At 41.7% G+C, this 23,663-nt stretch carries 20 protein-coding genes and 2 tRNA genes; 9 read left to right on the forward strand and 13 right to left on the reverse strand.

Going from position 1 to position 23,663, the window contains the following annotated elements; all coding sequences use genetic code 11:
• The first annotated feature begins 42 nt into the window (after positions 1 to 42).
• The gene (gene putA / locus kam1_RS07125) at positions 43 to 3,114 is read left to right on the forward strand and encodes a bifunctional proline dehydrogenase/L-glutamate gamma-semialdehyde dehydrogenase PutA (protein WP_039720570.1); all 3,072 of its coding nucleotides are present in this window, start codon (positions 43 to 45) and stop codon (positions 3,112 to 3,114) included.
• A gap of 13 nt (positions 3,115 to 3,127) precedes the next feature.
• On the opposite strand, the gene kam1_RS07130 is transcribed toward putA, so the two are convergent.
• From kam1_RS07130 to kam1_RS07150, 5 genes are all read right to left on the reverse strand, one after another.
• On the reverse strand, positions 3,128 to 4,525 hold the full coding sequence (locus kam1_RS07130) for an aspartyl protease family protein (protein WP_052250369.1): 1,398 nt from the start codon (positions 4,523 to 4,525) through the stop codon (positions 3,128 to 3,130).
• A gap of 42 nt (positions 4,526 to 4,567) precedes the next feature.
• Positions 4,568 to 5,281 carry an SDR family oxidoreductase gene (locus tag kam1_RS07135; RefSeq protein WP_039720569.1) on the reverse strand — a complete coding sequence of 238 codons (714 nt, stop codon included), beginning with the start codon at positions 5,279 to 5,281 and terminating at the stop codon, positions 4,568 to 4,570.
• Between the two features lie 70 nt (positions 5,282 to 5,351).
• On the reverse strand, positions 5,352 to 5,945 hold the full coding sequence (locus kam1_RS07140; RefSeq protein WP_052250368.1) for a 5-formyltetrahydrofolate cyclo-ligase: 594 nt from the start codon (positions 5,943 to 5,945) through the stop codon (positions 5,352 to 5,354).
• A 412-nt stretch (positions 5,946 to 6,357) separates the two neighbouring features.
• Entirely contained in the window at positions 6,358 to 7,044 is a 687-nt protein-coding gene (locus tag kam1_RS07145) for a lipid-binding SYLF domain-containing protein (RefSeq protein ID WP_039720567.1), read from the reverse strand.
• Positions 7,045 to 7,147: 103 nt separating this feature from the next.
• Complete coding sequence (locus tag kam1_RS07150) at positions 7,148 to 7,702, reverse strand: hypothetical protein (RefSeq protein ID WP_143958341.1); 555 nt, start codon at positions 7,700 to 7,702, stop codon at positions 7,148 to 7,150.
• Between the two features lie 714 nt (positions 7,703 to 8,416).
• Here kam1_RS07150 and kam1_RS07155 point away from each other — a divergent pair.
• Both kam1_RS07155 and kam1_RS07160 read left to right on the forward strand, forming a co-directional pair.
• Positions 8,417 to 8,488 (forward strand) — tRNA-Thr (locus tag kam1_RS07155).
• Between the two features lie 222 nt (positions 8,489 to 8,710).
• Positions 8,711 to 9,910 carry a hypothetical protein gene (locus kam1_RS07160; RefSeq protein WP_235276634.1) on the forward strand — a complete coding sequence of 400 codons (1,200 nt, stop codon included), beginning with the start codon at positions 8,711 to 8,713 and terminating at the stop codon, positions 9,908 to 9,910.
• Between the two features lie 11 nt (positions 9,911 to 9,921).
• On the opposite strand, the gene kam1_RS10160 is transcribed toward kam1_RS07160, so the two are convergent.
• Positions 9,922 to 10,059, reverse strand: coding sequence for a hypothetical protein (locus tag kam1_RS10160; protein ID WP_161792014.1), 138 nt, complete (start codon positions 10,057 to 10,059; stop codon positions 9,922 to 9,924).
• Positions 10,060 to 10,405: 346 nt separating this feature from the next.
• Between kam1_RS10160 and kam1_RS07165 the strand changes: the two genes are divergently transcribed.
• Positions 10,406 to 10,993, forward strand: coding sequence for a protoglobin domain-containing protein (locus kam1_RS07165; RefSeq protein WP_039720564.1), 588 nt, complete (start codon positions 10,406 to 10,408; stop codon positions 10,991 to 10,993).
• Positions 10,994 to 11,028: 35 nt separating this feature from the next.
• Here kam1_RS07165 and ispF read toward each other — a convergent pair whose 3' ends face one another.
• A complete protein-coding gene (gene ispF, locus kam1_RS07170; protein ID WP_039720776.1) occupies positions 11,029 to 11,529 on the reverse strand; it encodes a 2-C-methyl-D-erythritol 2,4-cyclodiphosphate synthase in 501 nt (166 codons plus the stop codon).
• A gap of 73 nt (positions 11,530 to 11,602) precedes the next feature.
• Between ispF and kam1_RS07175 the strand changes: the two genes are divergently transcribed.
• The 3 genes from kam1_RS07175 to kam1_RS07185 all read left to right on the forward strand — a co-directional run bounded on the left by kam1_RS07175 (position 11,603) and on the right by kam1_RS07185 (position 12,911).
• Positions 11,603 to 12,472, forward strand: a complete 870-nt coding sequence (locus kam1_RS07175) for an NAD(P)-dependent oxidoreductase (RefSeq protein WP_039720775.1) — start codon at positions 11,603 to 11,605, stop codon at positions 12,470 to 12,472.
• Positions 12,469 to 12,756, forward strand: a complete 288-nt coding sequence (locus kam1_RS07180) for a cupin domain-containing protein (RefSeq protein ID WP_200885770.1) — start codon at positions 12,469 to 12,471, stop codon at positions 12,754 to 12,756. The genes kam1_RS07175 and kam1_RS07180 overlap by 4 nt, the downstream gene beginning before the upstream one ends.
• Positions 12,757 to 12,838: 82 nt before the next feature.
• Positions 12,839 to 12,911 (forward strand) — tRNA-Glu (locus kam1_RS07185).
• A 15-nt stretch (positions 12,912 to 12,926) separates the two neighbouring features.
• Here kam1_RS07185 and kam1_RS07190 read toward each other — a convergent pair.
• On the reverse strand, positions 12,927 to 14,651 hold the full coding sequence (locus kam1_RS07190) for a GAF domain-containing protein (RefSeq protein ID WP_039720563.1): 1,725 nt from the start codon (positions 14,649 to 14,651) through the stop codon (positions 12,927 to 12,929).
• Between the two features lie 18 nt (positions 14,652 to 14,669).
• Positions 14,670 to 17,384 carry a [protein-PII] uridylyltransferase gene (glnD, locus tag kam1_RS07195; protein WP_244946014.1) on the reverse strand — a complete coding sequence of 905 codons (2,715 nt, stop codon included), beginning with the start codon at positions 17,382 to 17,384 and terminating at the stop codon, positions 14,670 to 14,672.
• Between the two features lie 87 nt (positions 17,385 to 17,471).
• On the opposite strand from glnD, the gene kam1_RS07200 reads away from it, so the two are divergent.
• The gene (locus kam1_RS07200) at positions 17,472 to 18,215 is read left to right on the forward strand and encodes a pyridoxine 5'-phosphate synthase (RefSeq protein ID WP_039720562.1); all 744 of its coding nucleotides are present in this window, start codon (positions 17,472 to 17,474) and stop codon (positions 18,213 to 18,215) included.
• A gap of 3 nt (positions 18,216 to 18,218) precedes the next feature.
• Positions 18,219 to 18,590 carry a holo-ACP synthase gene (gene acpS / locus kam1_RS07205; protein WP_039720561.1) on the forward strand — a complete coding sequence of 124 codons (372 nt, stop codon included), beginning with the start codon at positions 18,219 to 18,221 and terminating at the stop codon, positions 18,588 to 18,590.
• A gap of 48 nt (positions 18,591 to 18,638) precedes the next feature.
• Here acpS and kam1_RS07210 read toward each other — a convergent pair whose 3' ends face one another.
• The 4 genes from kam1_RS07210 to kam1_RS07225 form a co-directional block, all read right to left on the reverse strand.
• Positions 18,639 to 18,932, reverse strand: a complete 294-nt coding sequence (locus tag kam1_RS07210; protein ID WP_052250366.1) for a hypothetical protein — start codon at positions 18,930 to 18,932, stop codon at positions 18,639 to 18,641.
• Positions 18,933 to 19,106: 174 nt separating this feature from the next.
• Positions 19,107 to 19,841 (reverse strand): helix-turn-helix transcriptional regulator, encoded by a 735-nt coding sequence (locus kam1_RS07215; RefSeq protein WP_244946015.1) that lies wholly within the window; start codon positions 19,839 to 19,841, stop codon positions 19,107 to 19,109.
• A gap of 231 nt (positions 19,842 to 20,072) precedes the next feature.
• A complete protein-coding gene (locus kam1_RS07220) occupies positions 20,073 to 20,828 on the reverse strand; it encodes a response regulator (protein ID WP_200885769.1) in 756 nt (251 codons plus the stop codon).
• Positions 20,809 to 23,517: a sensor histidine kinase gene (locus kam1_RS07225; RefSeq protein ID WP_143958343.1), complete on the reverse strand. Its 2,709-nt coding sequence runs from the start codon at positions 23,515 to 23,517 to the stop codon at positions 20,809 to 20,811. Before kam1_RS07225 ends, kam1_RS07220 begins: the two co-directional genes overlap by 20 nt.
• Positions 23,518 to 23,663: the final 146 nt, after the last annotated feature.

Below are 23,663 nucleotides of genomic sequence, written 5' to 3' on the forward strand. Positions count from 1 at the left end.
ATCCTCTCAAAATAGAAAAATTTTTTCTAATCCCCTTTCCTCATGAACGCCTATTTTCAGTTTTATACTTCCGCTTATGTCTCAAGAGCTAGCCGAAAAAAAATGAGACAGTTGGCTGCCTTGCCTGAAGCCAAGAGAGCAACAGAATTGATCTCCTCTTTTCAAAAGCTCGATCTTTCTGTTCCAGAAATAAACAATAGGCTCAACTCGATGCTCAAGTCTATAGGTCTGCACCAGAAAAGATCTCTAGCCGAAGCCTTGACAAAAGCCTATCCATTGAATAGAACCGAAGGTCTCCTGCTTCTTAGGCTAGCTGAGGCCTTACCCAGAATGCCTAACGATGAAACAGCTCTTCTTCTGTTTAAAGAAGCAATTCGAAGAGGAAATTGGCATAATACAGACAGCAACCAATGGACTTCTTATCTATTGAGCAAGTTAAAATTTTTGCTTACTCACTGCCCCTCTCTTCCCCTACCCTCCTTCCTAACTGATGCAGTCCTCAAAACTTTTCTGCGCATCGTAACAAAGGTATTGGTTAACATATTCGTTTTTGCTCCAGATATTGAAAGCAGCCAGAAAAAGCTCCTTGGTCTAGTAGCCAAAGGAATACCTATATCTTTGGATCTTCTCGGAGAAGATGCATTAGGCAGTAGAGATGGCACAAGGCACTGGGAAAACTGTCATAAAGTAATTGAGTTACTAGGGATGATCAAAGCTTCCTTCCCACGGTCAGATCCAGAAATCTCCGTGAAATTGTCCGCATTAGATTCGAAATACGAGCTTCCTTACGGCCGCATTTCTTTTGAGAGAATATACTCTAAACTAAAATCTCTCTGTTTGAGTGCCTATGAAAAAGACATCAGTCTCTGTATCGATGCCGAACAATATTTTCGCTTTGAATTTTCACTGGAACTCCTTGAAAGCCTTTTATCAGATCGGGATCTTGAGGGCTATAATAGATTAGGATTTGTTGTTCAGTCCTATTTAAAAAATAGTGAATCTCTAATCGACTATTTGGGAGAACTGTGCAAAGAGAAAAAAAGAAAACTCTCCATTCGCCTCGTCAAAGGGGCCTACTGGGATCATGAGATCATCCGCTCCCAATCATTAGGTCTTGCTCAATATCCCGTTTATACCTTAAAAGAGCTAACCGAACTTTCCTATATGGCTTGTGTAAGCAAGCTGTACGAACATAGAGAACTATTATCCACTCGCATTGCTACGCACAATCCTGCAACAATTGCAGCTGTCCTTGAGTTTTATAGTTCCCGAAAAGAAAACAGGATTGAATTTCAAAGACTTTATGGTTTAGGAGAAGCTGTAGAAAACTATCTGAAAACGCAAGGATTTTCCACCAGAGTGTATATTCCAATTGGAACAGGCAAAGAACTGTTTGGCTATTTGGCAAGAAGACTCATAGAAAACGGAGCAGGATTGGATGCCTTCGTGGCGCCTTTTGATTTTGACAAATTGTACTGGAATCCGCTGCAGAAACTACAAAAAAGAGAGCATTTAGAAAATACGAAAATTCCTTTACCGCCTTTCCTTTATAGAGATAGAGAAAATGCTCCTGGTTGCGATCTATCCAATCCGGAGGTTTGGGAGGAATTTGGAAGGAGGAAACCACCTTTTTTCTCACCTCTCCAGGTCTTTTCTAAGAACGCTACCACTAGCCGATTACGGGTCTTATCCCCTGCCAATAGCAAAGAAGTAGTTGGGGAAGTCCCGCTACCTTCAGATGCTGAAATGGAAAAGGTTCTTTCTAATACTGCCTCTTTTGCCTTGGAATGGGACCGACTACCGGTCGAACAAAGGGTAGAAATGGTCCAAAGGCTTGCCAAGGAAATTTGGGAATACAGGCATGATTTTCTCTATCTTTTGTGCGCGGAGGCAGGGAAAACGATTCCAAACGCCCTTGCTGAAATAAGAGAAGCAATAGATTTTTGTCATTACTACTCCAAAGAAGCGCTTAGGCTTTTTTCTAAGCCCATCCTGCTTCCTGGCCCAATGGGAGAAGAAAACAAACTACACTATCATGGAAGGAGCCTGTGGGTATGTATCAGTCCTTGGAATTTCCCGCTTTCTATTTTTTTAGGCCAGCTGGTAGCCGCTTTATTAACTGGCAATGTGGTTGTGGCTAAACCAGCTGAAGAAACCCCTCTTATCGCCTTGTTAGCCACAGAGCTTGCCTACAAAGCAGGCATTCCTAAAGAAGCTCTTTCTGTCGTCGCTGGGGATGGACAGATTGGACAAAAGCTCATCCTACATCCCTCCGTGCGGGGTGTTGCCTTTACGGGTTCTTTTGAAACAGCCAAAATTATCGCTCGATGCCTAAGTCAAAAAGAAGGCCCCATTGTCCCTCTGATCGCAGAAACAGGTGGGATCAATGGCATGGTGGTAGATGCTACGGCGGCAATAGAAAGAGCAGTCAAAGACATTATCCATTCAGCCTTCAATCATGCTGGCCAAAGGTGTTCCTCATTAAGAGTGCTGCTTGTCCAAAAAGAGATTTCCAAACAGTTGCTCTCGATGCTATCAGATGCTTTGGAAGACATGTTTGTTGGCGATCCGCGTTATTCAGAAACTGATGTTGGACCAATTATCAGTCCCTCTCAGCTGGAGACACTCAATCAATTTTCTCATCTTTTTCGAACGCATGGGCATCTATTGACTCAAGCACCTATTGGGAAAACCGCCTCAGCCTATGGTTATTACTTTGCTCCTCAGCTATTCGAAATTCCTTCGATAGATCTTATCGATCGGGAGATATTTGGTCCTATCCTTCCCGTTATATCATTTTCTAAAGACGAACTTCGTAGGCTCCTTTCAAAGCTTTACCAAAAAGGTTACGGTCTGACTATGGGACTTCAAACAAGGCTGGATAGTGAAATAGAAAGGCTATCTTCTGAAGCTCCTGTTGGTAATTTTTATGTCAATCGCTCCATGATAGGAGCAACCGTTGAATCCCAACCTTTCGGTGGAGAAGGTCTTTCAGGAACAGGGCCAAAAGCCGGAGGACCAAATTATCTTTTGCGCTTCGTTTATGAAAGAGTCTCTACCATTAATACGGCTGCTTTAGGAGATCCCTCCCTCTATTTTTTAGATGGCTCTTAAATGGCAAAGGATTTTATTTGTGTTGAGAAGCCTTTTGTTCGGGTATAAAAAAATAGATTTTTTGGTTCTTGTAGTCGATCGTCGAGACTTTATCATAAAAAAAGCCAAAACCGATCATCCCCCCTGTCCAAAATCCTAAATTCCAGCTCATGTCCATTGGCAAGGATCCAACACCCCCTTGCAAGATCCCTCGGATTCTTTCACCCATGATTTCAAGCTGATTAGCAAGTCCAAGTTCCAATGGGCTTTGGCTCGTGCCCAACCCCCAGTGCATGTCAATCGATTGACCACTCTCATGATGAATGAAAGGTCCGCTTTGATCCGAAAAAAAATTTTGCTGTAGCCAAACCTTTGAGAGCTTAGCCACTAGTGGAGAACACATAAAATATCCAGGAGTTCCTGTATCTAATAGGAATAAAAGTGGCACACTATTGTTGATTTTCCCTTGTACCACAAGCGTCTGTGCTGGTCCTATGAGAAAGGGAATGACTCTTATTTTTCCGTCACTTAAATTCAAGCTTTTGAAGCTGGATAGAGGATCGTCCTTCGAAAATCTTAAGAAAAAGAATTTAGGAACACTTTTCCATCTGCCGCGAAGATCGAATGTTGGAAGAAAATGAGACAAAAAATTTTCTCCAAGGATCCCATCAATTTCCAATCCTGTCCTAGGGATGGCTAACAAAGAATGGACCACGGCCGGAATGTTCCTGATAGTTGCCCCTCCAATGTTCATAGAATGGATTTTACCAAACTGAATCCAATAGCTTCCCATCGTACTCGTTTCTTTTTCTTTTCTGAACAGTACTATTTGAGCCTTATTGGCAAGGCGCGGACTCAAAATAACGTAGGTTGATCCCGTATCGATCATAAATCGGGCTTTAATCCCTCCCGATAATTCAGTTTCAATAATTGGATAAGGAACAAAGTCTTTGAACCGAACAACTGCTTGTTCTCTGGTTGAGTCTACCGCAAAAGGCTTTTGGTCTTTAAAGCTTTTTAAAAGATCACCTAGTCCTAATTCACCCAGTTCATAAGCGAGTGGAGCGGCAAGGGAATAACGATCCTGCCGTATGTATATTTCTTTTAAAAGAGCCTTTGGCCGTCTCTCTCCAGGCTGAATTTTTAAGGCTCTATGAAAAGCCTCTCTTGCCAGCTCAAGATTCCCCCTGCAAAGAGCAGTCTCACCTATAATCATCCAGCAAGAAAAACAGGAAGGATTCTTTTGCAAAAGAGCCCTTGCCATTCTAGAAGCTTCTTCAAAAAGGCCACTCCGGTAGAGTATATTTAACCGTTGCTCTGCTACTTGTTGCTCGCTACTTAAGGCAAGAAGGCCTGAAGAAAAAAAACTAAGACAAAGGGCATAAAAAGAAAAAAGAAAAAAAGACTGCTTTAGAGGTTCTTTGCCCTTCATAAAGAGTAAAACAGAAAGAACACACCACCCGCTACAGATTTTTCATTCCGCCCCTTTCCGTGGAATCACAATTTCGGTCAGCCAACACGCCTCTGATAAACTTAATAGATAAAGAACCGTTTGAGCGATATCTTCGGGCTGTATATAGAACACTCCTTCCACCCCAGTCATCGGAGTAGCCACCATCCCGGGGCAAATGGCAGTCGCTTTTATATTATACCTTTTTCCTTCATCGGCCATGGCTTTCGTCAGGCCCATTACACCAAACTTCGAAGCGCTATAACCTGCCGTATTCGCCCAAGCATCCACTCCTGCCAGAGAGGAGATATTGATAATATACCCTCCTGTCTGCTGCTTTTTCATCTGCTTAAAAGCTTCCCTTGAACACCAAAAGGTTCCATAAAGATTGGTTTTGAGCATCCGATCAAAACTTAAGGTGGACAACTCATCTAATGGAGCATAAATCCCAATGCCGGCATTGTTCACAAGAATATCTAAGCGCCCAAAACAATTGACGGTCTCAGTAATAAGCCGGATACAACTTTCTTCTTTAGAAACGTCGATTTCCAAGGGTAGAATTTTAGCAAATGTTTTGGCCTCAATTTCTAAAGCGACTTGTTGATTTAACTCCATTCTTCGAGAAGCGATCACAACGCTAGCTCCAGAAGCAGACAGAGCATAGGCAATTTCTTTGCCTATTCCACTGTTGGCACCTGTTACTATGGCGATCTTTCCATTTAAAAAATTAGCTTCCATAGACTACCTTATGCCCAGAACCTACTCAGGCAGCAAGCTCCTAAAAGCTCTTGGAAAAAATCAAAAAATATTAAGATCGCAAAACGACTCGAATCAATTCCTTTTCAGTAATTATAAGGTCCAGCCGTTGATCATGAGGTTCGGTATAGATTTTATGAATTTCCTGGAAAGAGAAAAAAAGGCCAATTCGACATACTTTTGATGGAAGTGTGGAAAGACAGCGATCATACAATCCAAGGCCTCTGCCAAGCCTTTGACCTTGACGATCAAAGCCAACTCCTGGAACAAGAATCAGATCCATCTCTTGGCTTGGAACTTCAATGCAGGAAGACTTCGGTTCCATGATCCCCATGAAATTTTTTTCTAGATCTTCCTTTTTTTCTACTTCGAAAAACAAAAGTTGCTTCTCTACCACTTTTGGGAACAAAACTTTCTTTTTGCTGGCTTTGGCTAATCGGAAAGTATCAGAGGTGTCCGGTTCAGAGGGGAGAGAAGAATAAAGGGTGACCACACGAGCATCTTGCCAGACCGGATGACTGCACAACCGATGTGTGATCTCAATGGAAGCTTTTTTTCGATCCTCCTCCCTCAAGCAACCCATCACTTTAGATTTTAAAAGCCTCCTTTGAACCTGTTTTAAAGAATAAGACGTAGTAATAGCCATTTAGTATAAAAATCTGAAAAAAAAGAAAATGTAAAATAAAAAAGAAAATATAAAACCTTTCTTTATTCTATGCCATTTTTTTTAAAGTTTTATTCATGACGTCGTTGTAAAAAAAGATTATGCTGCATAAGCTTATTAAATTTTTCGTCACGAGAAACATCCGAATTCTTTATTAATTTATCCATTGCTTCCACCACAGGATCTTTGGGTAGAATCTTTTTTTCTTTTTTTCTCTTTTTTTCATGAAAATCACTTTTACTGTTTTTTTTTACTCTTTTTTACAGGCAATATCATAGCCCTCAAAAAATAATAACAAAAGAATAATTACAATTTTTAGCTAAAGAAGGAAATAGGTATATATTCCATAATATTTTCCCTATTTCTATAGAGAAATCATCAGGGAAAATGATAGTTATTCTTTAGGGTAAGGCTCATTCAATGTATCGATAAGGCTCTGGGCACTTTTAGGCGGTTGTACCTGTCCAGAGAAGATTTCAGAGGGACTAACAGCTCTATGATAATAACGTTCATTGACTTCTGGTTCTTCACGAATTTCTACCCCTTGCAGAGCAATGCCACCAAAGAGCCCTTCCGTAGATCGATAAGTATAGATATTACTTTTAGGCTTTATCAAAGCCTGTCTTTCGCTTTCAGGCCCAGCAACCCCACTCATTTCGCCTGTTAAGTGGACTTTACCCCCACGAGAAAATTGTCTGACAGCTTTGTCTGAATTAAGAATAATCACATAGTCAGTTTTGGTTCCACCCACTTGTAACCCCACCCCAATGCCACTCATTGAAATTGCTGATGGTCCTGACCAACCTCCAATAGGAAGTCGAACAACAACAAGGCCTTTGCCGTATTCTCCACTAATGACAAAACCCCCTTTAGTTACTTCCAGATAAGCTACCCCTTTTGCTTTATCCCATACTGATTTTGGAATCTTCCCTTCCTGTTTAAACTGATGAATGACCGCAGAGGCATCGTGGACTATTTCTTTTAAATTCCAAGAGGCATGGAGTGGCCCCATCAGACCAAAAAACGAAAGGATAAACGCAACCAGGAATCTATTAAAAAAAAGAGAACGTGTTGAATTCATAAGGTTAATTCTCTGATAATCAAAATAGTTAGCTTAAGCAATCTTTTTTATAATTTCTGAAACGCCTTATGGAGGAAAACAAGGAACAGAGAAAGAAAGACCGTTACTTTTTATCTTGATTCTTATCTTGAGAGATTGGTCTTTTTTCGGCGGTGCCATCTGCTCTTACATAGACCATCTCCCCTGAATGAAGCTGATATGTTTCATTTTTTGCATTTAACAAGAGGGTTGCCTCTCCCTGTTCTGCTGCGTACTGTTGTTCGCCAGAAGCATAAGAAGCATAAAATTTTCCCGATGTCTGAGAAGTAAAGGTCCCTCCTTTTGTAATCACCTTAAAATCCTTTGAACTAAACTCAATCTTGCCTCTATCTAGCTCAAAGACAATAGGATTTTCATTTTTTAATGTAACGACGGTAAGGCTATCGACGGTCGCTTCTTCCCCTTTATCTTTCCATCCGATCGTACAAACGGAAAAGTAGTCCGTTTTTATCACTTGGCCTACTTGAATAGAACTACCTGCTTGGACCGGTATCCCATAGGTGGTAACCACGCTATTCTGATCTCCTCCTTTAATCGATGTGATTTCGGCCGCATAACAAACTATGGGAAGAAAACTGAAAAATAAAAATACTTTTATCGGGAATAAACTTTTTTTCATAAAAAATTTTTTTAACAATATGTTTGTTAATCAAGCAAAAATTGCAAGCATTTTACCTCATTATACTTTGAAGATTGTAGGAATTTTTCCTAACAACGGTTTTTATCTTTTTTTACCATATCTCTTTATTGGATGGAAGGATAGAAAAAATAGAAAAGCATAGGATTTTTCTTTTGCAATGATTGCTCATAAAAGGAGATGTGCGAGAATAGCTATCCGATCGAGAGGATTGGATGAAATTGCTTAGGCTGGCTCCATCTTGTTTTTTGGCTTGAATCTATCCCTGATAAAGCTAGAATAACAGGAATGGTATAATGGTGGATCTGCCTCAGCAGAAGCATAGACTCCTTTGAAGCAGATACCGGTTTAAGTGCCTGATCAGAAACAGGCCAAGCTTGTTTAGTTTGTGTCTGGAATGTGGTACCTGCCACAAGCTCTGCAGGCGGGGAATGGACAAAATTTAGCTTTTAGGACCAGTGGATGGTTATTAGCTGGCTAAACCTGGATGGCATTGGCATGAGTGCAATGATGTGAGTTTCTAAAAAGCATCAGAAAATCTCCTGCATAGCAGGAGACTGAGCAAGAAAGTTGTCTAGCTTCAGTCACACCTCAAGCCCAGTACCTGAAATGGGGTATGTTCCCTATGGGATGAGCACAGAGTTTGGGGAGCTTGTCAAGAAGCCCATCCCTAGAGGGTTACAGTAGTGCCACATTGCCGGCTTAGCTCAGAGGTAGAGCAACGGTTTTGTAAACCGTGGGTCGAGGGTTCGAATCCCTCAGCCGGCTCTTCTTCCTGCTAAAATTGCTTTGGTAGCTGCTTTAAGTTTTTTCCCCCAATAGATGAGAACCCACCAAAAAAAGCCTAATTGGCATTTCAAAAAAAGGCCCCTTCGAGCCTTAAGAGACACCCGAATCTTCTGACTTTAGCCTTCAAAAGACCTTAGAGCATCTATTCTTGGAGCCCTCTCTATTCTTTCTGCACTTTTTCGCCAGCTCCATAAGGCAGTATTGAAACCCATTGCGATTAATTTTTCCCCAACTGGTTCCAGTGCAACAAGCTGGATGGATCATCATTATTTTCTTTTTCTCTCAGCAAGACGAAAAAGGGTCAATGGATTTAAATTACTCAAGGATCTCATCATGAAAAAAATAATAGCTATTGGCACTACCCTTATCATTCTTATTGTATTTGTCTCCTTCTATCTTTTTAAGTTTCATCTTGGGTTCCTTCTCGATATTCATAAGGCATATCAGACCCTAGAGAAAAATAGGCCTACCATCGATCAAATTGAGGCGGCTGTCGAACAAGCCATTCCAGAATATCTGAGCATCATAGAAATCAATATAGAGCAGATAGAACAAACCCCCATCGGTTTGCGTATTGACTGTTCCTTTAGGGTTTCAATCGACATGGATATCTACAAAGTTGCTTCCACCCCTGTCCTTCAAAACCCAGAGGAATTAAAGTCTATTGATCTAATTCCAAAAGATCTTAGAGAGATGGCAATCAAAGAAATAGAAAATACGGTCTTTATTCCTTCGCTTCCCTCTGGAATGACTTACGATTACACCCATCAACAAATAGCTTTTAGGCAAGGAGAAGAGCTGCAGTTAAAAGCAGCTGTTAGAGCATCGGAAAATTCGCTAGGGGGATGGACCCTTGAAGCTGAAATAGAAGATGCTCCATGGGGTATTAAAACTCCAGGAACTTATCTAAAAACGGCTTTGCAGATGGCCAACGATAGGAGGGATGAAATCTTAGTATGGGAACAAATTTGGCGTAAGTATTTAGAGTTAGAACAACATCCAAAAGAAAAACAGGAAGCTTTGAGGAGGTTTGCTGAAGAGAAAAAGAAACAACCACCTCTTTCTCCAAAACACGAAATGGTTGCAACGACAGAAAATGCAACAAAGGAAAAAATCAAAACTAGTAAAGAACACCCCTATGCTAAATTTGAGCCGTGCTTTGTCAAAGTTGCCTTCTTTCGGGCAGCCGCTGTGTATAGAAAAATAGGCTCAGATGTGACCATTCGCATTACAAGAACCATAAGAGTGCTATCTTATACTATCCCTGAAGGCACCAGAGCCTTTGGTAAGGTAATAAAGAATGATGGAAGAAATGGCATGGATGTACAATTTACTCGAGCGATTCTTCCCAGAGGTACCATCGTAAAATTCAACAAACGGGCAAAGATTATTCCTATATAGTCTCTTAGCTTTTATAGTCGCACAGAAAGATCCCATCTTCGAGTCGGTTGCTTAGTAAGCAGTTTGGTAAAATCTAGAAAATTCTCTCCTCCTACCCCATCGGCTCCAAGCGCTCTTGGAAGCTGTAGGCAATACGAGCTAAACTTCACTAGCGCTGCAAACGATACAGGGAGGTAGCTTATACCACATGGCGATTCCTAAAGCCTACAGTGGTACAACAAAGAGGGTATACCGACACTTTTCTTTGGCAACCTAGACAGGATGCAAAGAACCTATGCCGACCCTCACTCCTAGCAGAGCCTGTGCCCTTTCTATATTTATTACTCCCAGCTTTTATAATCTGGCAAAGAGTATTCAAAAATGTGATGAGACTACAGACAATATCCTAAGAGCTATCCGATTTTGGAAGGGTTATGATATGAATTTTACCTAGAAAAGGAGCAAGTAGCTTTCCTTATTTTCCATTTTCATGCCAATTGCTAAGCTTTGCACTTTATGCATGCCAACATAGTTGCTGTCACTCAATTCATTCTTGAGCAGATGCCAGAAAGTTGCCGTTTCGACCCGGAAGATGGAGAAAAACTGCTCTCATTAAGGCCTTACCTTTATCCTCTAGAAGACAAACTTGTCAAAGGATTTTATGACCTTCTGTATAGTCATCCTCCAACGGCTTCTATTTTTGATCCAACGGAAAGAGAAAAAAGGGAATGGACGCTTAGAAATTGGTGGAGACGAACCTTAGATGGTCCCTTTGATCTACAATACTGGACCTGGCAAGCAGCGGTCGGAATTATTCACATTCGGAGAAAAGTCAAAAATCCAATGATGATAGGGATGTGGGGCTGGATATTGAATTTCATTGGGAAAGAAATTTCAAATTATCTTTCCTACAATGAATTTCTAAGCGCTACCGAAGTCTTGCACCGGCTGGCGGCAACAGCCCAAGCATTGACTGCCGAAAGTTATTTGCACCACTACCTTATTGCTCTTTCCCAAGCAACAGGTACAGAGCTGCAACTCCTTGACCGGCTTGTTCTTATTGAATTAGATCAGATCCAGGAAATTTTGTCCCAAAGACGCTGACTCATTGCTTAATGACCCTTTGATCTTAGATCCACTCAAGGGGAAGCATAGGAAGGAACAGGAGCACTAGAGAGAAGGCAGCTAGCAAAAGCAGCGATTCCCTCAGCTCTTCCAAGAAACCCAAGTTTTTCGTTGGTTGTTGCTTTAATCCCAATTTGGGAAGGATCGATTCCTAAGGACAAACTAATTTTTATTTTCATTTCATCGATAAAAGGGGACAGTTTTGGCTGTTCACAAATAACGACAGAGTCTATATTTTCAACTTTCCAATTTTCTTTCGAAAGCAGCTGGCTAATTTCATTTAAAAAAACTAAACTAGAAACGTCTTTCCATCTTTGCTCCGAATTAGGGAAAAAGAAGCCAATATCTCTTTTGCCAATAGCTCCAAGGATAGCATCCGCCATTGCATGAATCAACACGTCGCCATCTGAGTGTCCCAAAAGACCAAATTCAAAAGGTATTTCTACTCCACCAATAACCAGTTTTCTTCCTTTAACCAGCTTATGCACATCATATCCAATTCCTGTTCTGATCATGGTCATACATTAACGGATGCAAAAAAAATAAAAATCTATTTTTTTTTATTCTTTCCTTTGTTTTAATTTTTACGTGAGCGTTCATAAAATTGCTCTCATAGGGACGGGTCTACTTGGGCATAGCATAGCTGAAAGATGGCTCCTTACTAGCCACTCTCTTTTGGTTTACAACCGTACCGCTTCAAAAGCAATGGATCTTATCGCTCTTGGAGCAAAGTTGTGCAGCTCTGTCTCTGAAGCCATAGAAGCTGCCAATGCTATTTTCCTTGTCCTTTCTGATGCCACCGTTACTAAAAATCTCCTTTTTGAGTCTAACGTGCCAAGTGCTTTCCATGGAAAAACTTTCTTTCAAATGGGAACCATTAGCCCTGAGGAATCCGAAGAGCTAGCGCTCAAAATCCAAGAAAAAGGAGGGTCTTTTGTCGAACTACCTGTATTAGGGAGCAAAAACGAAGCAAAGAGTGGAACCCTTCTGTTAATGTTTGGAGGCAGTGAAGAAGAATACCACCGTTGGTATCCGCTTTTATCAGCGCTGGGTAAAGTTTTTTTTACAGGGGATCCAAGAAAAGCTGCTGTTTTGAAACTCGCCTTGAATCAACTTATTATTTCTTCTATTATTGCCTTTTCTACAAGCTTCTCCATGGTCTTAAAAGAAAGGATCGATCCTGAGCTATTTATGGAAATCCTCCGAAAAAGTAGTCTTTATTGTGCGACTTTCGATAAAAAACTGCCTCGAATTCTAAACAAAGATTATTCTTCAGCTAATTTTACTTTAAAGCTACTCTTAAAAGACTTAACATTATGCTTGAAGGAAACAGAAAAGCTTTCGATCCAATCGGAGCCTTTAAAAGCCTACGAAAAGCTTATCCGCAAGGCTATCGATCAAGGTTTTGAAAATTGCGATTATTCTTCTGTTTTCGAAGCCATTTATCAAATCCTATGAATAATCAATCCATGGAAATTCGAATAGAAAAAAATCCTACCCAGCAACGGCTAAAGGAACTTGGAATCAGTCATTGGCCGATATGGGAAAAAGAGGTTTCTAAATTCGACTGGCATTATCCAGAAGAAGAAACTTGTTATCTACTGGAAGGAGAAGCAATCATTTCTAGTGCCAATAATAAGCCCATTCGAATTGTTCAAGGCGATCTGGTCGTTTTTCCTAAAGGACTCTCTTGTCAGTGGGAAATAGTAAAAAAAGTAAAAAAACATTATAAAATCGGTTAGCTTCGATAGATTTTTTCTTAACATTGAGTATTGTTGAGTATTGACAGAAACATCGATAAAGTTTTTCTATCATCGATCTTCAGGCCCCATCATCTAGTCGGTTAGGATACGGCCCTCTCAAGGCCGGTGGACGGGTTCGAATCCCGTTGGGGCTATTTTTTCCTAACCAACTAATCAAGGAGAGGGAAAAGTAGGGAAAAAGTGCTTCCTTGCCCTAAGGTGGAATGGACCTCGACTTTGCCTCTGTGATTTTCCATAATTTTTTGGACAATCGCCAGCCCCAGTCCGGTTCCTTCCTTTTTCCGTGTGAGAAAAGGAACGAAAATGTCTTCAATTTCTGCTTGGGTCATTCCAGAACCTGTATCCTTTACTCGGATGGCTAAGTAAGGCTCGGCATCATTGTGTTGAATTTCAGCTATAATTTCCAACCTGCCTCCTTCTCCCATAGCTTGAATTGCATTGAGAATAAGATTGAGCACAGCCTGCTCAACTTGCGCTCTATCCGCTTTTAGGTTAGGGAGCAAGGGAGATATTTTGGTCTGCACCTCAATCCTCTGCCCCGCCAGTTTATGGCGTGAAAGAAGGAGGACGTCATCGATGATCTCTTCCACTTTCATTACTTCCAAAGCAGGCTCGGTGGACCTTCCAATAACAAGGACTTGGTCTACAATCCGATTGAGTTGACTCATCTTTTTTTCGAGGACCTCTAAATCCCTCTGAGAAACTGGATCTTCCTTGATTCTCATCTTAAGACTATGGAGAAGCATATGGATGACGGTCAGAGGATTTCTGATTTCATGAGCGATTTCCGCCGCAAGCAGTCCCAAGGAAAGCAATCTTTCTCCTTCCCTCAGGTTCTCTTCGGTTTGAACAATTCTTTCTAAAAGCCTAGCCTTGGCTAGGGCCACTGCGGAAAGATCAGCTAGGGTTTGGAGAAGTTGAATTTGACTGTTTGAAAATCGATGCGGAGTAGCGGTAAAAATGGCAAGAAGCCCTTGACACTCTTTGCCGAATACCAAAGGGACTGCTAAGAATGAGACCATTTCATTTTCCAAAGCAAACTCCGGACAATGCATCAAAGATTCTTCATGAATATCTTGAATGGCTAAGGGCTTGCATTTTTTAACGACGACTCCAAAAATCGATTCGCTTAACGAAATGACCATCTTCTCTTTTTTTATGTCTTCCTTATTGCTATCATAGGAAGCAATGAGAAGGAGCTCTGACTTTTCCCGATTCAGCAAAAATAGCTTGCCCTTATTCGCGTTCATAAAAAAGACCGCATTGCGAACCACTCCTTCTAAGGTTTTTTCTAAGTCTTCTTGAGAAACGATCGTTCGTCCAATCTCAATCAAGGTAGAAAGCTGCTTGGCCTGTTGACGCAATTTCTCTATTTCCCAGGCATAGGAAAGCCACTGTGCTGCTTCAGAAGCAATGGTTTCTAATTGCTTTTCGTGTTGTGGCCGATAATGACATTTTTCATGACTATCGACATTCAGCACCCCTACGATGGTTGACTGCCACTCGATCGGCACCGCCAGCTCGGAACGTATCCTTGGATCAATGGAAACATAACGCCAATCCTTTGAAACGTCGTCAATTCGCAGGGTCTTTCCAGAAGTTGCTACCCAGCCGGTAATCCCTTCCCCCACCCTAAGTTTCGTCTTTTTAGCTCTTCGCTTGAGCCCAAAGCTTGCTTCGATATCAAGAAAACCTGTATTTGGATTGAATAAGACAAAGGAGCCACTGTCAGATTGGGTGAGGTCAATGGCTATTTTTAAAAAATGCCGGATCACCCCTTGGACAGTAAGCAGTCGTTTGATTTTGTTTATGGACAACAGACTAGCTTTTTTGGCTGTCAAGACGTTGTTTTTATCCTCAGATGCACTTTTCATGTTCATGATTCTTTAGAACTAAATTCCGACAGCCTTTCGAATATTCCTTAAAATTTCCTTTATCTCTTCATCCTTAACTATTTTTTCCCCATTTTTGTTCACTATATAAAACGTATCTAAAGCGGCTCCTTTTTCGGTAGCGATTCGAGCTGAAACAATTTCTATGCCTAACGCTAAGAGCGCATTAGAGATTCTGTACAGAAGAGCTGGTTTATCAGGGGTTTGAATATCCAGGATAGTGTATTTTTTAGAGGAATCCTGATCGAAAGTAATGGAGGTAGGAAATTCTCCTTCGAAATCCTCTTTGATAATGGTCCTGTTTTTAGTAAGCTGCTCAGTAATATCAAATGATTCGCTAAGAAAGGCTTTTTCAAGGATTTTACAAAAAGCATTTTTGTACTGCTCTTTAGAAGCAAACTCCTTGTTGGAAGTGCACACTTTAAACACATCGAGGACAATGCCATCGTTGCGCGTATGGATATCAGCGCTTAAAATGGAAAGACCAAGAATAGAAAAACTGCCACAGATCCTAGAAAAAACTCCTAACCTATCCCATGTGACAATAATCACTTCAGAATGATCTAATTCGGGTTTATCGATCCACTTCACCACCGGGGCTAATACATTGGAACTGGAGTCAATTTGATTCATAAAGAAACGGTGAATGAGCTCGATATGAATAGAGATGGCTTCTTCGGAAAAAGTTTGAAAATACCGTAAAGGCAGATTATTAAAATGCGCTTCTACTTCTTCCTCGTCGATTCGAGAAGAAAGCCTCGCCTTCGTTTTTTCTTTTATCTGCTCGATCGATTTTCTCCGTTCGATAATAAACTCTTCTCTGTTAGCCAATGCTCGTGAGGTTTGATGATAAAGCTCCCACAAAAGCAGATTTTTCCAGCTTGTCCAATTTTTGGATTCCCCTGTCCCTTCTTGATCCGCAAACGTTAATAACAGGAGCATATCCAATCTTTGCTGAGAGCCGACCCGCCGAGCAAAATCTAAAATTGTTTCCTCATCCTCCAGATTTCGTCTGACGGCTATCTGTCCCATCAAAAGATGTTGGTCCACCAAAAAAACAAGATCGGAAAGCTCTTCAGCAGACAATCTGAGCCGTTTGGCTGCATTCATGGCATTGACCGCACTCAGTTCTTCATGATGCTTTCTTCGATTGGCTGCCCTGCCTGTATCGTGTAAAAGAATGGCCAAATAGAGTATAAAAGGATTCTGTAATTGATGAAACAAAGAGGCAAAGTTTTTATAAGGGGCTTCTTTTGCCCCAAGGAGGGAATCGATGACTTCGATAGCCTTCAGGGTATGCTCGTCAGCCGTATAGCGATGAAAGAACTCATGTTGGACAAGACAGCGTAAGGGGGCAAATTCTGGAAAAAGTTTTCCAAGTAATCCAATCTCATGCATTTGTCGACAGACTTCTCCAACCTGGCCTTTTCTGGAAAATATGAGCCGAATTAAATTCCGAACATCTCGACGACGCAAAAAATTGGCATGAATTAAATGCAACCTATTTTTAATCTGGATTTTTAAGGTAGGTCCTATTTTTAGTCCCCACCGTTGGATAAAAGAAAAGGCTTTGAGGATAAGTAGGGGATTTTCAGTCAATTTTTCTGGATTAACAACTTCCAGGCTATGGTTTTCTATAGCAAAAGAGCCAAAAGGCTTGCTCGTCCTCCCTTTAGAAAGAAAGCCTTTTTTTTGAGCAGCAATTGCCTGAGCAGTCGTATTGGCAATAAGATAAATTTGAAGCGCATGATCATAAAAGTGTCGCATGAACTCTTCGACCCGTGCCAAAATATCTTTTTGCGGATATCCTAAGGCCGTGGCAATTTTCCCCTGACTTCCTAAAGTCAAGAGATCAAATTTTCTTTTTTCTCGAAAATGGAGTTCTTCCCGAACCCGAAGCAAAAAATCATAGGCATTTTCTAATTTTTCCCAATCTTTTAGCTCCATCCATTTCTCGCTAACAATCTGTTCTTTTTGGGTGATCTTTTCTTTGACTCTAGCGATCCAAAAAAGACTTTGGTAATCTCGAAGGCCACCACAGCCCCATTTGATGTTAGGCTCCTGAACCAATACCGTCGCTCCATATTTCCTATGCTGTTCTTTGAGATCTTCCAAACGCCATTCGATGAACTCCTTTTCTTTCCCATTGATACAGGAAGGCTCAAAAATCCTTTGAAATCTTTCCCATAGCTGTTGTGAACCGCAAATCAAATCGGCATCAAGGAGAGCCGTCTTCGTTTGCAAATCTCGATTTGCCCAAGCAATAATTTCTTCTAGTTGATGGGTCGAATGTCCTACATCCAATCCTATATCCCACAAAAAATATAGAATCTTGTGGATTAATTCATAAATAACATCCTCTGCCCCTTTTTGAGGATCATACAAGAAGAGCAAATCGATGTCACTAGCTGGAGAAAGCTCTTTTCTTCCAAACCCACCTACCGCCACAAGCGCAACGGATGGCTCTTCAAAGGCCATAGGGGAAAAGAGTTGTTCTAAAGCCATTTCCCACATATGGGTCAATATGACCATGAAGAGTTCTGCCCGCTTCCTAGCAATCGATTTGCCGCTAGTCCCTAAAGCCCCCTCCATTCGCAAATGATGCAATTCTTTTTTAAGAAAATTTTTGTAAAACAAAACAAGATCCTTTGGCTTTTTCTTGCTTTGGATCAGTTCTTTTTCTATTTCCTTTAATGACTTATCGAATGAACTCATCTTCCTTTTGCAACGCTTAACTTTTCCATTATCATAACTCAACGACATACTCTTTACAAAGACTGCTCACAGAAAGAAATTAACATTATGATTCAACTTGGACTCAACATCGATCATGTTGCAACGCTCAGGCAGGCAAGGTATAAACATAACCCTTTTGCTTTTAATGCTGAGCCATCACCCCTCGAAGCTGCAAAAATAGCTCAGGATGCAGGAGCCCACTCTATCACAGCTCATCTGCGGGAGGACAGGCGGCATATTCAGCTAGAAGATATGCAACTTCTCCGCTCTGCGGTCAAACATTTGAATATGGAAATGGCTCCCATCTCCGAAATGGTCGAAATAGCCTTGCAGATTAAACCAGAGGAGGTTTGCTTGGTTCCAGAAAAAAGAGAAGAAGTTACAACCGAAGGCGGCCTGGATGTGGTTAGCCACCTCCCATCAATCAGGAAGGTGGTATCGGAACTTTCTCAAGCCAACATCATTGTCAGCCTTTTTATAGATCCCGATCCCGACCAGATAAAAGCCGCCAAGCAAACGGGCGCCCATTGTATTGAACTGCATACGGGCCAATATGCCATGGCTACTGATTTAGAATTCATCGAAAAAGAAATTGAAAAACATAAGCAATGCGCTTTGCTTGCCCATGAATTGCAGCTACAGGTTAATGCAGGCCATGGGCTAAACTATAAAAATGTTAGTCGATATATTCGTTCCGTTCCCTTCCTTCACACGCTCAACATTGGCCATGCGATTATTTCGGCAGCCCTCTTTTTAGGTCTTGAAAATGCTCTAAAGAAAATGCTTAGCTTGATCGAAAAAGCCGCTTAACTCATGGATATCATAGCCGTTGGAATCGATTTGGTGGAGAACAGTCGGATTGAATCGGTTTTAAGCCGTTTTGGGGACCGATTTTTAAAAAAGATTTATAGAGAATCCGAACTGGCCTATTGCTTTTCAATGGCCAATCCCATTCCTCATCTTTCAGTTCGATTTGCAGCAAAAGAGGCCGCGATCAAAGCTCTAGGAAGTCCTATCGCTTATTGGAAAGATATTGAAGTGCTTGCTAAGAAAAATCGAGCACCCCAACTTTTCTTTCATGGGGAAGTTCTTAAACTCTCTTCTTCAAAAGGCGTAAGCTCTACCTACATCAGCCTTTCTCATTGCCGTTCGACCAGTGCTGCCGTCGTCATTCTCACGGGTTGATCGGCCTTGAGATCTTCCCCCTATAGGAAACAACATTTAGACCTTCGTTTATTCCTTATAGAAGATCGCTTTGATCATTCCTTCCTTAAACTCATACAGCGCTTTAGCCGCAGCCACCTTTGCTTGCCAGCTTTTATCCATTGCCTCAACGTAATGTTCGGCCCCGTTCTCAAGTTCAGCTCCCCATTTGGCCCTTATTTTTTCTTTGAGGATTTCCTTAAAAACCTCTTCCCAAGCTTCACCGCTTGTCTCTTTATATCTGCTTAGAAGATACTCAATCAGATCTTCCTGTTTTTCACAGCAGGATTTCGTTGCGCTTTGACAATTTTCGCTCTTTTCCATGAAATATTCCTTCTTTCTTTTTTTTCTTTTTCGAATCGTTCCATGGACATAAGATTCCCATGAGCCGATTCTTCTTTTGAAATAGAGACTAGCCGATTTTCACTACAGAAACAAGAAGTTTAAAAAATGTATCGAGAGTGGTTTATGGCAGAGCCTTGCAACAAACTTTGGGACTTATTTTTTCACTAACCTCTTTGGGGAAGGATAGACGCAGGGACAACAACCCATGACTTGACAGAAGACCTTACTGAAATAACTCAGGCTTGAATAGCCAACAGCGAAAGCAGCTTCGGTAACATTATAATCGCCTCTTTTCAATAGCTCGGCAGCTTTTTCTATGCGCAAATTTCTAACATACACAGGAATAGACATTCCTGTTTCCTTAGAAAAAAGTCGACTTAAGTAAGAAGGACTTACTCCCAGATACCGAGCTAAATCAGAAAGCCGAATAGCGCTTGTGAAGTGTACTTTAAGATATTCTTTTGCCTTACTGACAATCAACTTATGAGCTGGAGAAAGCGGACAGATCTTTTCTTCCGTATGCATAGGCTCAAAGAGGACTTCTGCCGCTGCTTCCAAGGAAATAGCATGAGCATAAAGAGAGAGAGCTGGTTGAGAAAGAGTCCCAGACAAAAGAATTTCCAGACGTGATTCCAAAGAAAAGGAAATTTCATGAGGATTGCCGATTAACGGTTCTTCTCTTTTTCCCTCTAGCCAGGCTTTTACCGATGGCAAAAGCCATTCTTCCAATCCTTTAAGTTCCTGTGCCAGAGCATTTCTTGACCATTCCACTGTGACAAACTGCGCATATTCCCCGCCGATTCTTTCAGCGCGTAGGTCCTTATCTGTAAGCGCATAAAAACCTACCGTTCCAGGTCGAAACTCTACTTGTGCCTCCTCCGAATACACAATGCCATAGCCAAGCTTATTGATACAGATCTCAAGGCTGTTTCGATGAAAACTTCTCGACCAATCAAAAGAGCCATCAAGGCGTGATTCAACAATTTCTAAACTCCAACCCTGAGCATAGAAATTCCCAGCAATCTGCCTCCACCTTCCAGAAATATCTTTCCATGCCCCCGTTCAATTTTCGCTAAATTCATCGCTTTTTTTTTCTGCAAAATTAGAAACAGTGTCAACTTATTTTGATGCGGTATCCGCTGGATCTAAAATCATCAGCCGATACCCGATTCCAGGCTCTGTGAGGAGTAATTTTGGCTGCACAGAATTTTCCTCTATCTTTTCTCTTAGCCTGGCCATATACACTCGCAGATAATGGATCTGCTCAACTGAATGAGGCCCCCATATTTCCTGCAAAATCTGCCGGTGGGTCAACACCTTGCCGGCATGACGGATCAGTAGTCTTAAGATGCTATATTCCGTAGCCGTCAAATGAACCTCTTTTTTGTTAAAAAAGACCCGCCTGTGGACAAGATCGACTTCCAAGCCATCAGTCCGAAAAACTTGCAGGCATTCTTGAGGTTGTAGCCTTCGGAACAACACTCTCATTCTGGCCATTAGTTCTTCATCTCCAAAAGGTTTGGTTAAATAGTCATCAGCCCCACTATCCAAAGCCTGGACTTTCTCTTTTTCCTGATCCACTGCCGAAAGAACAAGAATAGGAACTTGGCTCCATTCCCTTATTCTTTGGATAACAGTGATTCCGCTTATATCTGGAAGTAATAAATCAAGGATGATGAGATCAGGCCTTCTCTGAGCTGCTTCCAATATTCCTTCTTCCCCTTTGGCAGCCACATAAACCCGATAGCCTTTTGTTTCAAGAATCAATCTTAACAATTTGAGCATTTGCGGCTCATCATCAATGACAAGTACAGCATGTGGCATCTGTCTTTCTTTATTCATCGCCTCTGACTGTTCAAACTTTTGAGGTTTCATCCTTTTGCGGCATTGGGAAGGTTTCTGGCACATTTTCTAAGGGGAGGATAATGGAAAAGACAGCACCTCCTTCCGGACGATTTTGAACCTGCACCTTTCCTCCATGCGCATCGACTACGCCTTTAACGATCGATAGCCCCAATCCTGTCCCTCCCGGAGGAGCGCCTGTGCCTCGATAAAACTTTTCAAAAATTCGGGTTAACATTTCAGGATCGATGCCGGGTCCTCTATCCGCCACCTGGAGAACCAAAGCATTTTTCTTTACTGAAACATTTAGTTCCACAGGGGAACCAGCGGGGGTGTGTATAGCAGCGTTGAGTAAAAGATTATTTAAAGCTTCTAACATCAACGAAAAATCGATCCGGACTAAGGGAATGCCCTGCTGAATGTTGACTGTAAGAGGTCTACCAGCCAACTCCTTTTCGGTTTCTTTTAAGGCAAGGTTGATTAAATCATGAATGTCAGTCCATTCTCTTTTCAATTTAAATCTACCAGATTCGATTCTTGCCATATCCAGTAGATTGCGCACCAGCCTATTGAGCCGAAATGTTGCGGATTTGATTTCTTCCAATAAAACTCGCTGATCCGTGCTGCTGATCAAGCGATCTTCCTTACTTAACGATTCGACCGCGGCTGTTATAACTGCTAGAGGCGTTCGCATTTCATGGGAAATGGAATTAAGAAACGTACGGCTCAGTCTTTCAGATTCGGCAACTACCCTAGCATGCTCGGCCAACTCAGCAAGCCTTTGCCGATCAATGACAAGAGCGATCTGATTAGCAAAAGCTTGAATGAGGCTTTTTTGATCGAAAGAAAGCGATTGGATCCCCGGAATGTTTATCCCAAGAACCCCTACGCATCCCTTATGCGTGGTCAGGGGAACATAATAGGCTTTGGACAGAGGCAGGTTTTCTGTAAACCTGCCTGCCGCTTTGCCATGTTCAAAAGCCCAATTGGCGACTCCTGCTTCCTTTTCTGTCACCTTTAAGGTACTTGCCCAATGGGGAAGACCAGAAAGCTTATTGTTATAAGGATTCACTAGAAAAACGGCCACTTCCGCTTGGAAAACGTGGGTTAGCTGCTCGACCACTTTTATAACAATCTCATCGAGTCCAGCCGCTTGAGAAAGTTCCTGACTGAGCATATAAAGAGCAGAAATTCTGGCTTCTCTTCTTCTCTCCGCTTTTTCTTGAGCTCTTAATCTAGCAATAAACTGACCTAAGACCAGAGCAACGACAAAATAAGTAAACACAACAAATCCGTTCTCAATACCCTGAATCCCCGTTACAAACCGAGGAGAAAGAAAAACATAATCCCAGATGATGGCACTTAATAAGGCCGCAACGAGGACGGGTCCTCTCCCAACAAAAAGCGCAATGATGACAATACCTAACAGATAAATCATTCCAATGGATCGGCTCCCAATCCATTGGTTCAACCATAAGCAAAGGAGCGTAATTGCTAGAATGACCAAGCAAGTTATTCCGTATTGAGAAAAACTGGATTGGGGGATAAGAGGAAAAGTTTTCGGCGCTTTTGCTACACTTTCATCATCTCCAACGATATGAATATCGATCTGGCCGCTTTCCCGCACCAATTTATGCAGTAATGATCTGCTTTTAAACCATTCGAGCAACCCCCTTCCTCTGGGTTTTCCCAAGACAATCTGCGTAATGTTTCGTTGTTTGGCAATGCGAATAATTCCACGAACTATATCCTCATCTGTCGTAGTAATGATTTCTGCCCCAAGTTCTTTGGCTAATTCAATGTTTTTTGAAAGTCTTTGTTGGTCCTCTTCTGAGAGCACCCTACTGGTCTCTACATAAACCGCATACCAAGGGCATTTTAAACTTTCTGCATGTCTTCTTGTCCATCTAATGAGCGTTTCTGATGAAGGGCTTGCACTGACGGCAACTAGCAGCCGGTGCGATATTTTCCAGGGCCCCAGTATATGCATAATCTGCATATATTCCTGGACGTCCTTTCCAGCCTTCTCCGCTGCTAATCTTAAGACAATTTCTCGAAGCGCCCTTAAGTTGCCTTCCTTGAAAAAATTCAAGGCTGCCGCCCTCGCTTGTTCGGGAATATAGACTTTGCCTTCTGCTAACCGTTTCAGGAGATCCTCTGGAGAAAGATCGACCAGTTCGATCTCAGCCATATCTACAATGCTATCGGGGACCTTTTCATAAATAGGGGCTCCTGTAATCTGACTGATCATGTCTGTGCGACTTTCAATGTGCTGCACATTGAGCGTGGTAAAAACATCTATTCCGGCATCGAGTATCTCTAGAACGTCTTGATAGCGCTTCAGATGCCTCATTCCCGGCGCATTGGTATGAGCTAATTCATCGACAAGCACAAGCTGGGGTTTTCTTTTGAGAATCGCATCTAAGTCCATCTCTTCTAGAAGAATATCCCTATAGTGAACGATTTTCCTAGGAATGATAGGGATCCCCTTGGTTAACTGCTCGGTTTCTTTTCGGCCATGGGTCTCTACAAAGCCGATCACAACGTCTTTGCCGTTATTTAATTCCACCTGCGCAGCTTGTAACATCGCATAGGTTTTCCCCACTCCAGGGCACATCCCTAAAAAAATTTTCAAGCTTCCCCGACGTTTCTCCCCCTCTTCCTTTTCTACTACCTCAAGCAAGGCGTCTGGATTGGGTCGATTTTCTATTTCCTCTTGCATTACTCAAAATAGAAGTTATGTATATGGTTCTATAAAATAAAATTGTTAATAAAGGTAAGTATGGAATTAATTCATTCCGATATAACCGTAACTCCAATTGATTTCTATTGATAGACAAATATCTTTATCGACTATTATAATACAGC

Source organism: Methylacidiphilum kamchatkense Kam1, from assembly GCF_007475525.1.
In the GTDB taxonomy this organism is placed as follows: domain Bacteria; phylum Verrucomicrobiota; class Verrucomicrobiia; order Methylacidiphilales; family Methylacidiphilaceae; genus Methylacidiphilum; species Methylacidiphilum kamchatkense.

Coding starts and splice junctions, on each gene's coding strand:
- kam1_RS07180 (WP_200885770.1), top strand. CDS start 12,469: ATGAATAATCAATCCATGGAAATTCGAATAGAAAAAAATCCTACCCAG.
- kam1_RS07150 (WP_143958341.1), bottom strand. CDS start 7,702: ATGAAAAAAAGTTTATTCCCGATAAAAGTATTTTTATTTTTCAGTTTT.
- kam1_RS07130 (WP_052250369.1), bottom strand. CDS start 4,525: ATGAAGGGCAAAGAACCTCTAAAGCAGTCTTTTTTTCTTTTTTCTTTT.
- putA (WP_039720570.1), top strand. CDS start 43: ATGAACGCCTATTTTCAGTTTTATACTTCCGCTTATGTCTCAAGAGCT.
- kam1_RS07210 (WP_052250366.1), bottom strand. CDS start 18,932: ATGGAAAAGAGCGAAAATTGTCAAAGCGCAACGAAATCCTGCTGTGAA.
- ispF (WP_039720776.1), bottom strand. CDS start 11,529: ATGATCAGAACAGGAATTGGATATGATGTGCATAAGCTGGTTAAAGGA.
- glnD (WP_244946014.1), bottom strand. CDS start 17,384: ATGAGTTCATTCGATAAGTCATTAAAGGAAATAGAAAAAGAACTGATC.
- kam1_RS07145 (WP_039720567.1), bottom strand. CDS start 7,044: ATGAATTCAACACGTTCTCTTTTTTTTAATAGATTCCTGGTTGCGTTT.
- acpS (WP_039720561.1), top strand. CDS start 18,219: ATGGATATCATAGCCGTTGGAATCGATTTGGTGGAGAACAGTCGGATT.
- kam1_RS07135 (WP_039720569.1), bottom strand. CDS start 5,281: ATGGAAGCTAATTTTTTAAATGGAAAGATCGCCATAGTAACAGGTGCC.
- kam1_RS07190 (WP_039720563.1), bottom strand. CDS start 14,651: ATGAAAAGTGCATCTGAGGATAAAAACAACGTCTTGACAGCCAAAAAA.
- kam1_RS07140 (WP_052250368.1), bottom strand. CDS start 5,945: ATGGCTATTACTACGTCTTATTCTTTAAAACAGGTTCAAAGGAGGCTT.
- kam1_RS07225 (WP_143958343.1), bottom strand. CDS start 23,517: ATGCAAGAGGAAATAGAAAATCGACCCAATCCAGACGCCTTGCTTGAG.
- kam1_RS07200 (WP_039720562.1), top strand. CDS start 17,472: ATGATTCAACTTGGACTCAACATCGATCATGTTGCAACGCTCAGGCAG.
- kam1_RS07165 (WP_039720564.1), top strand. CDS start 10,406: ATGCATGCCAACATAGTTGCTGTCACTCAATTCATTCTTGAGCAGATG.
- kam1_RS07220 (WP_200885769.1), bottom strand. CDS start 20,828: ATGAAACCTCAAAAGTTTGAACAGTCAGAGGCGATGAATAAAGAAAGA.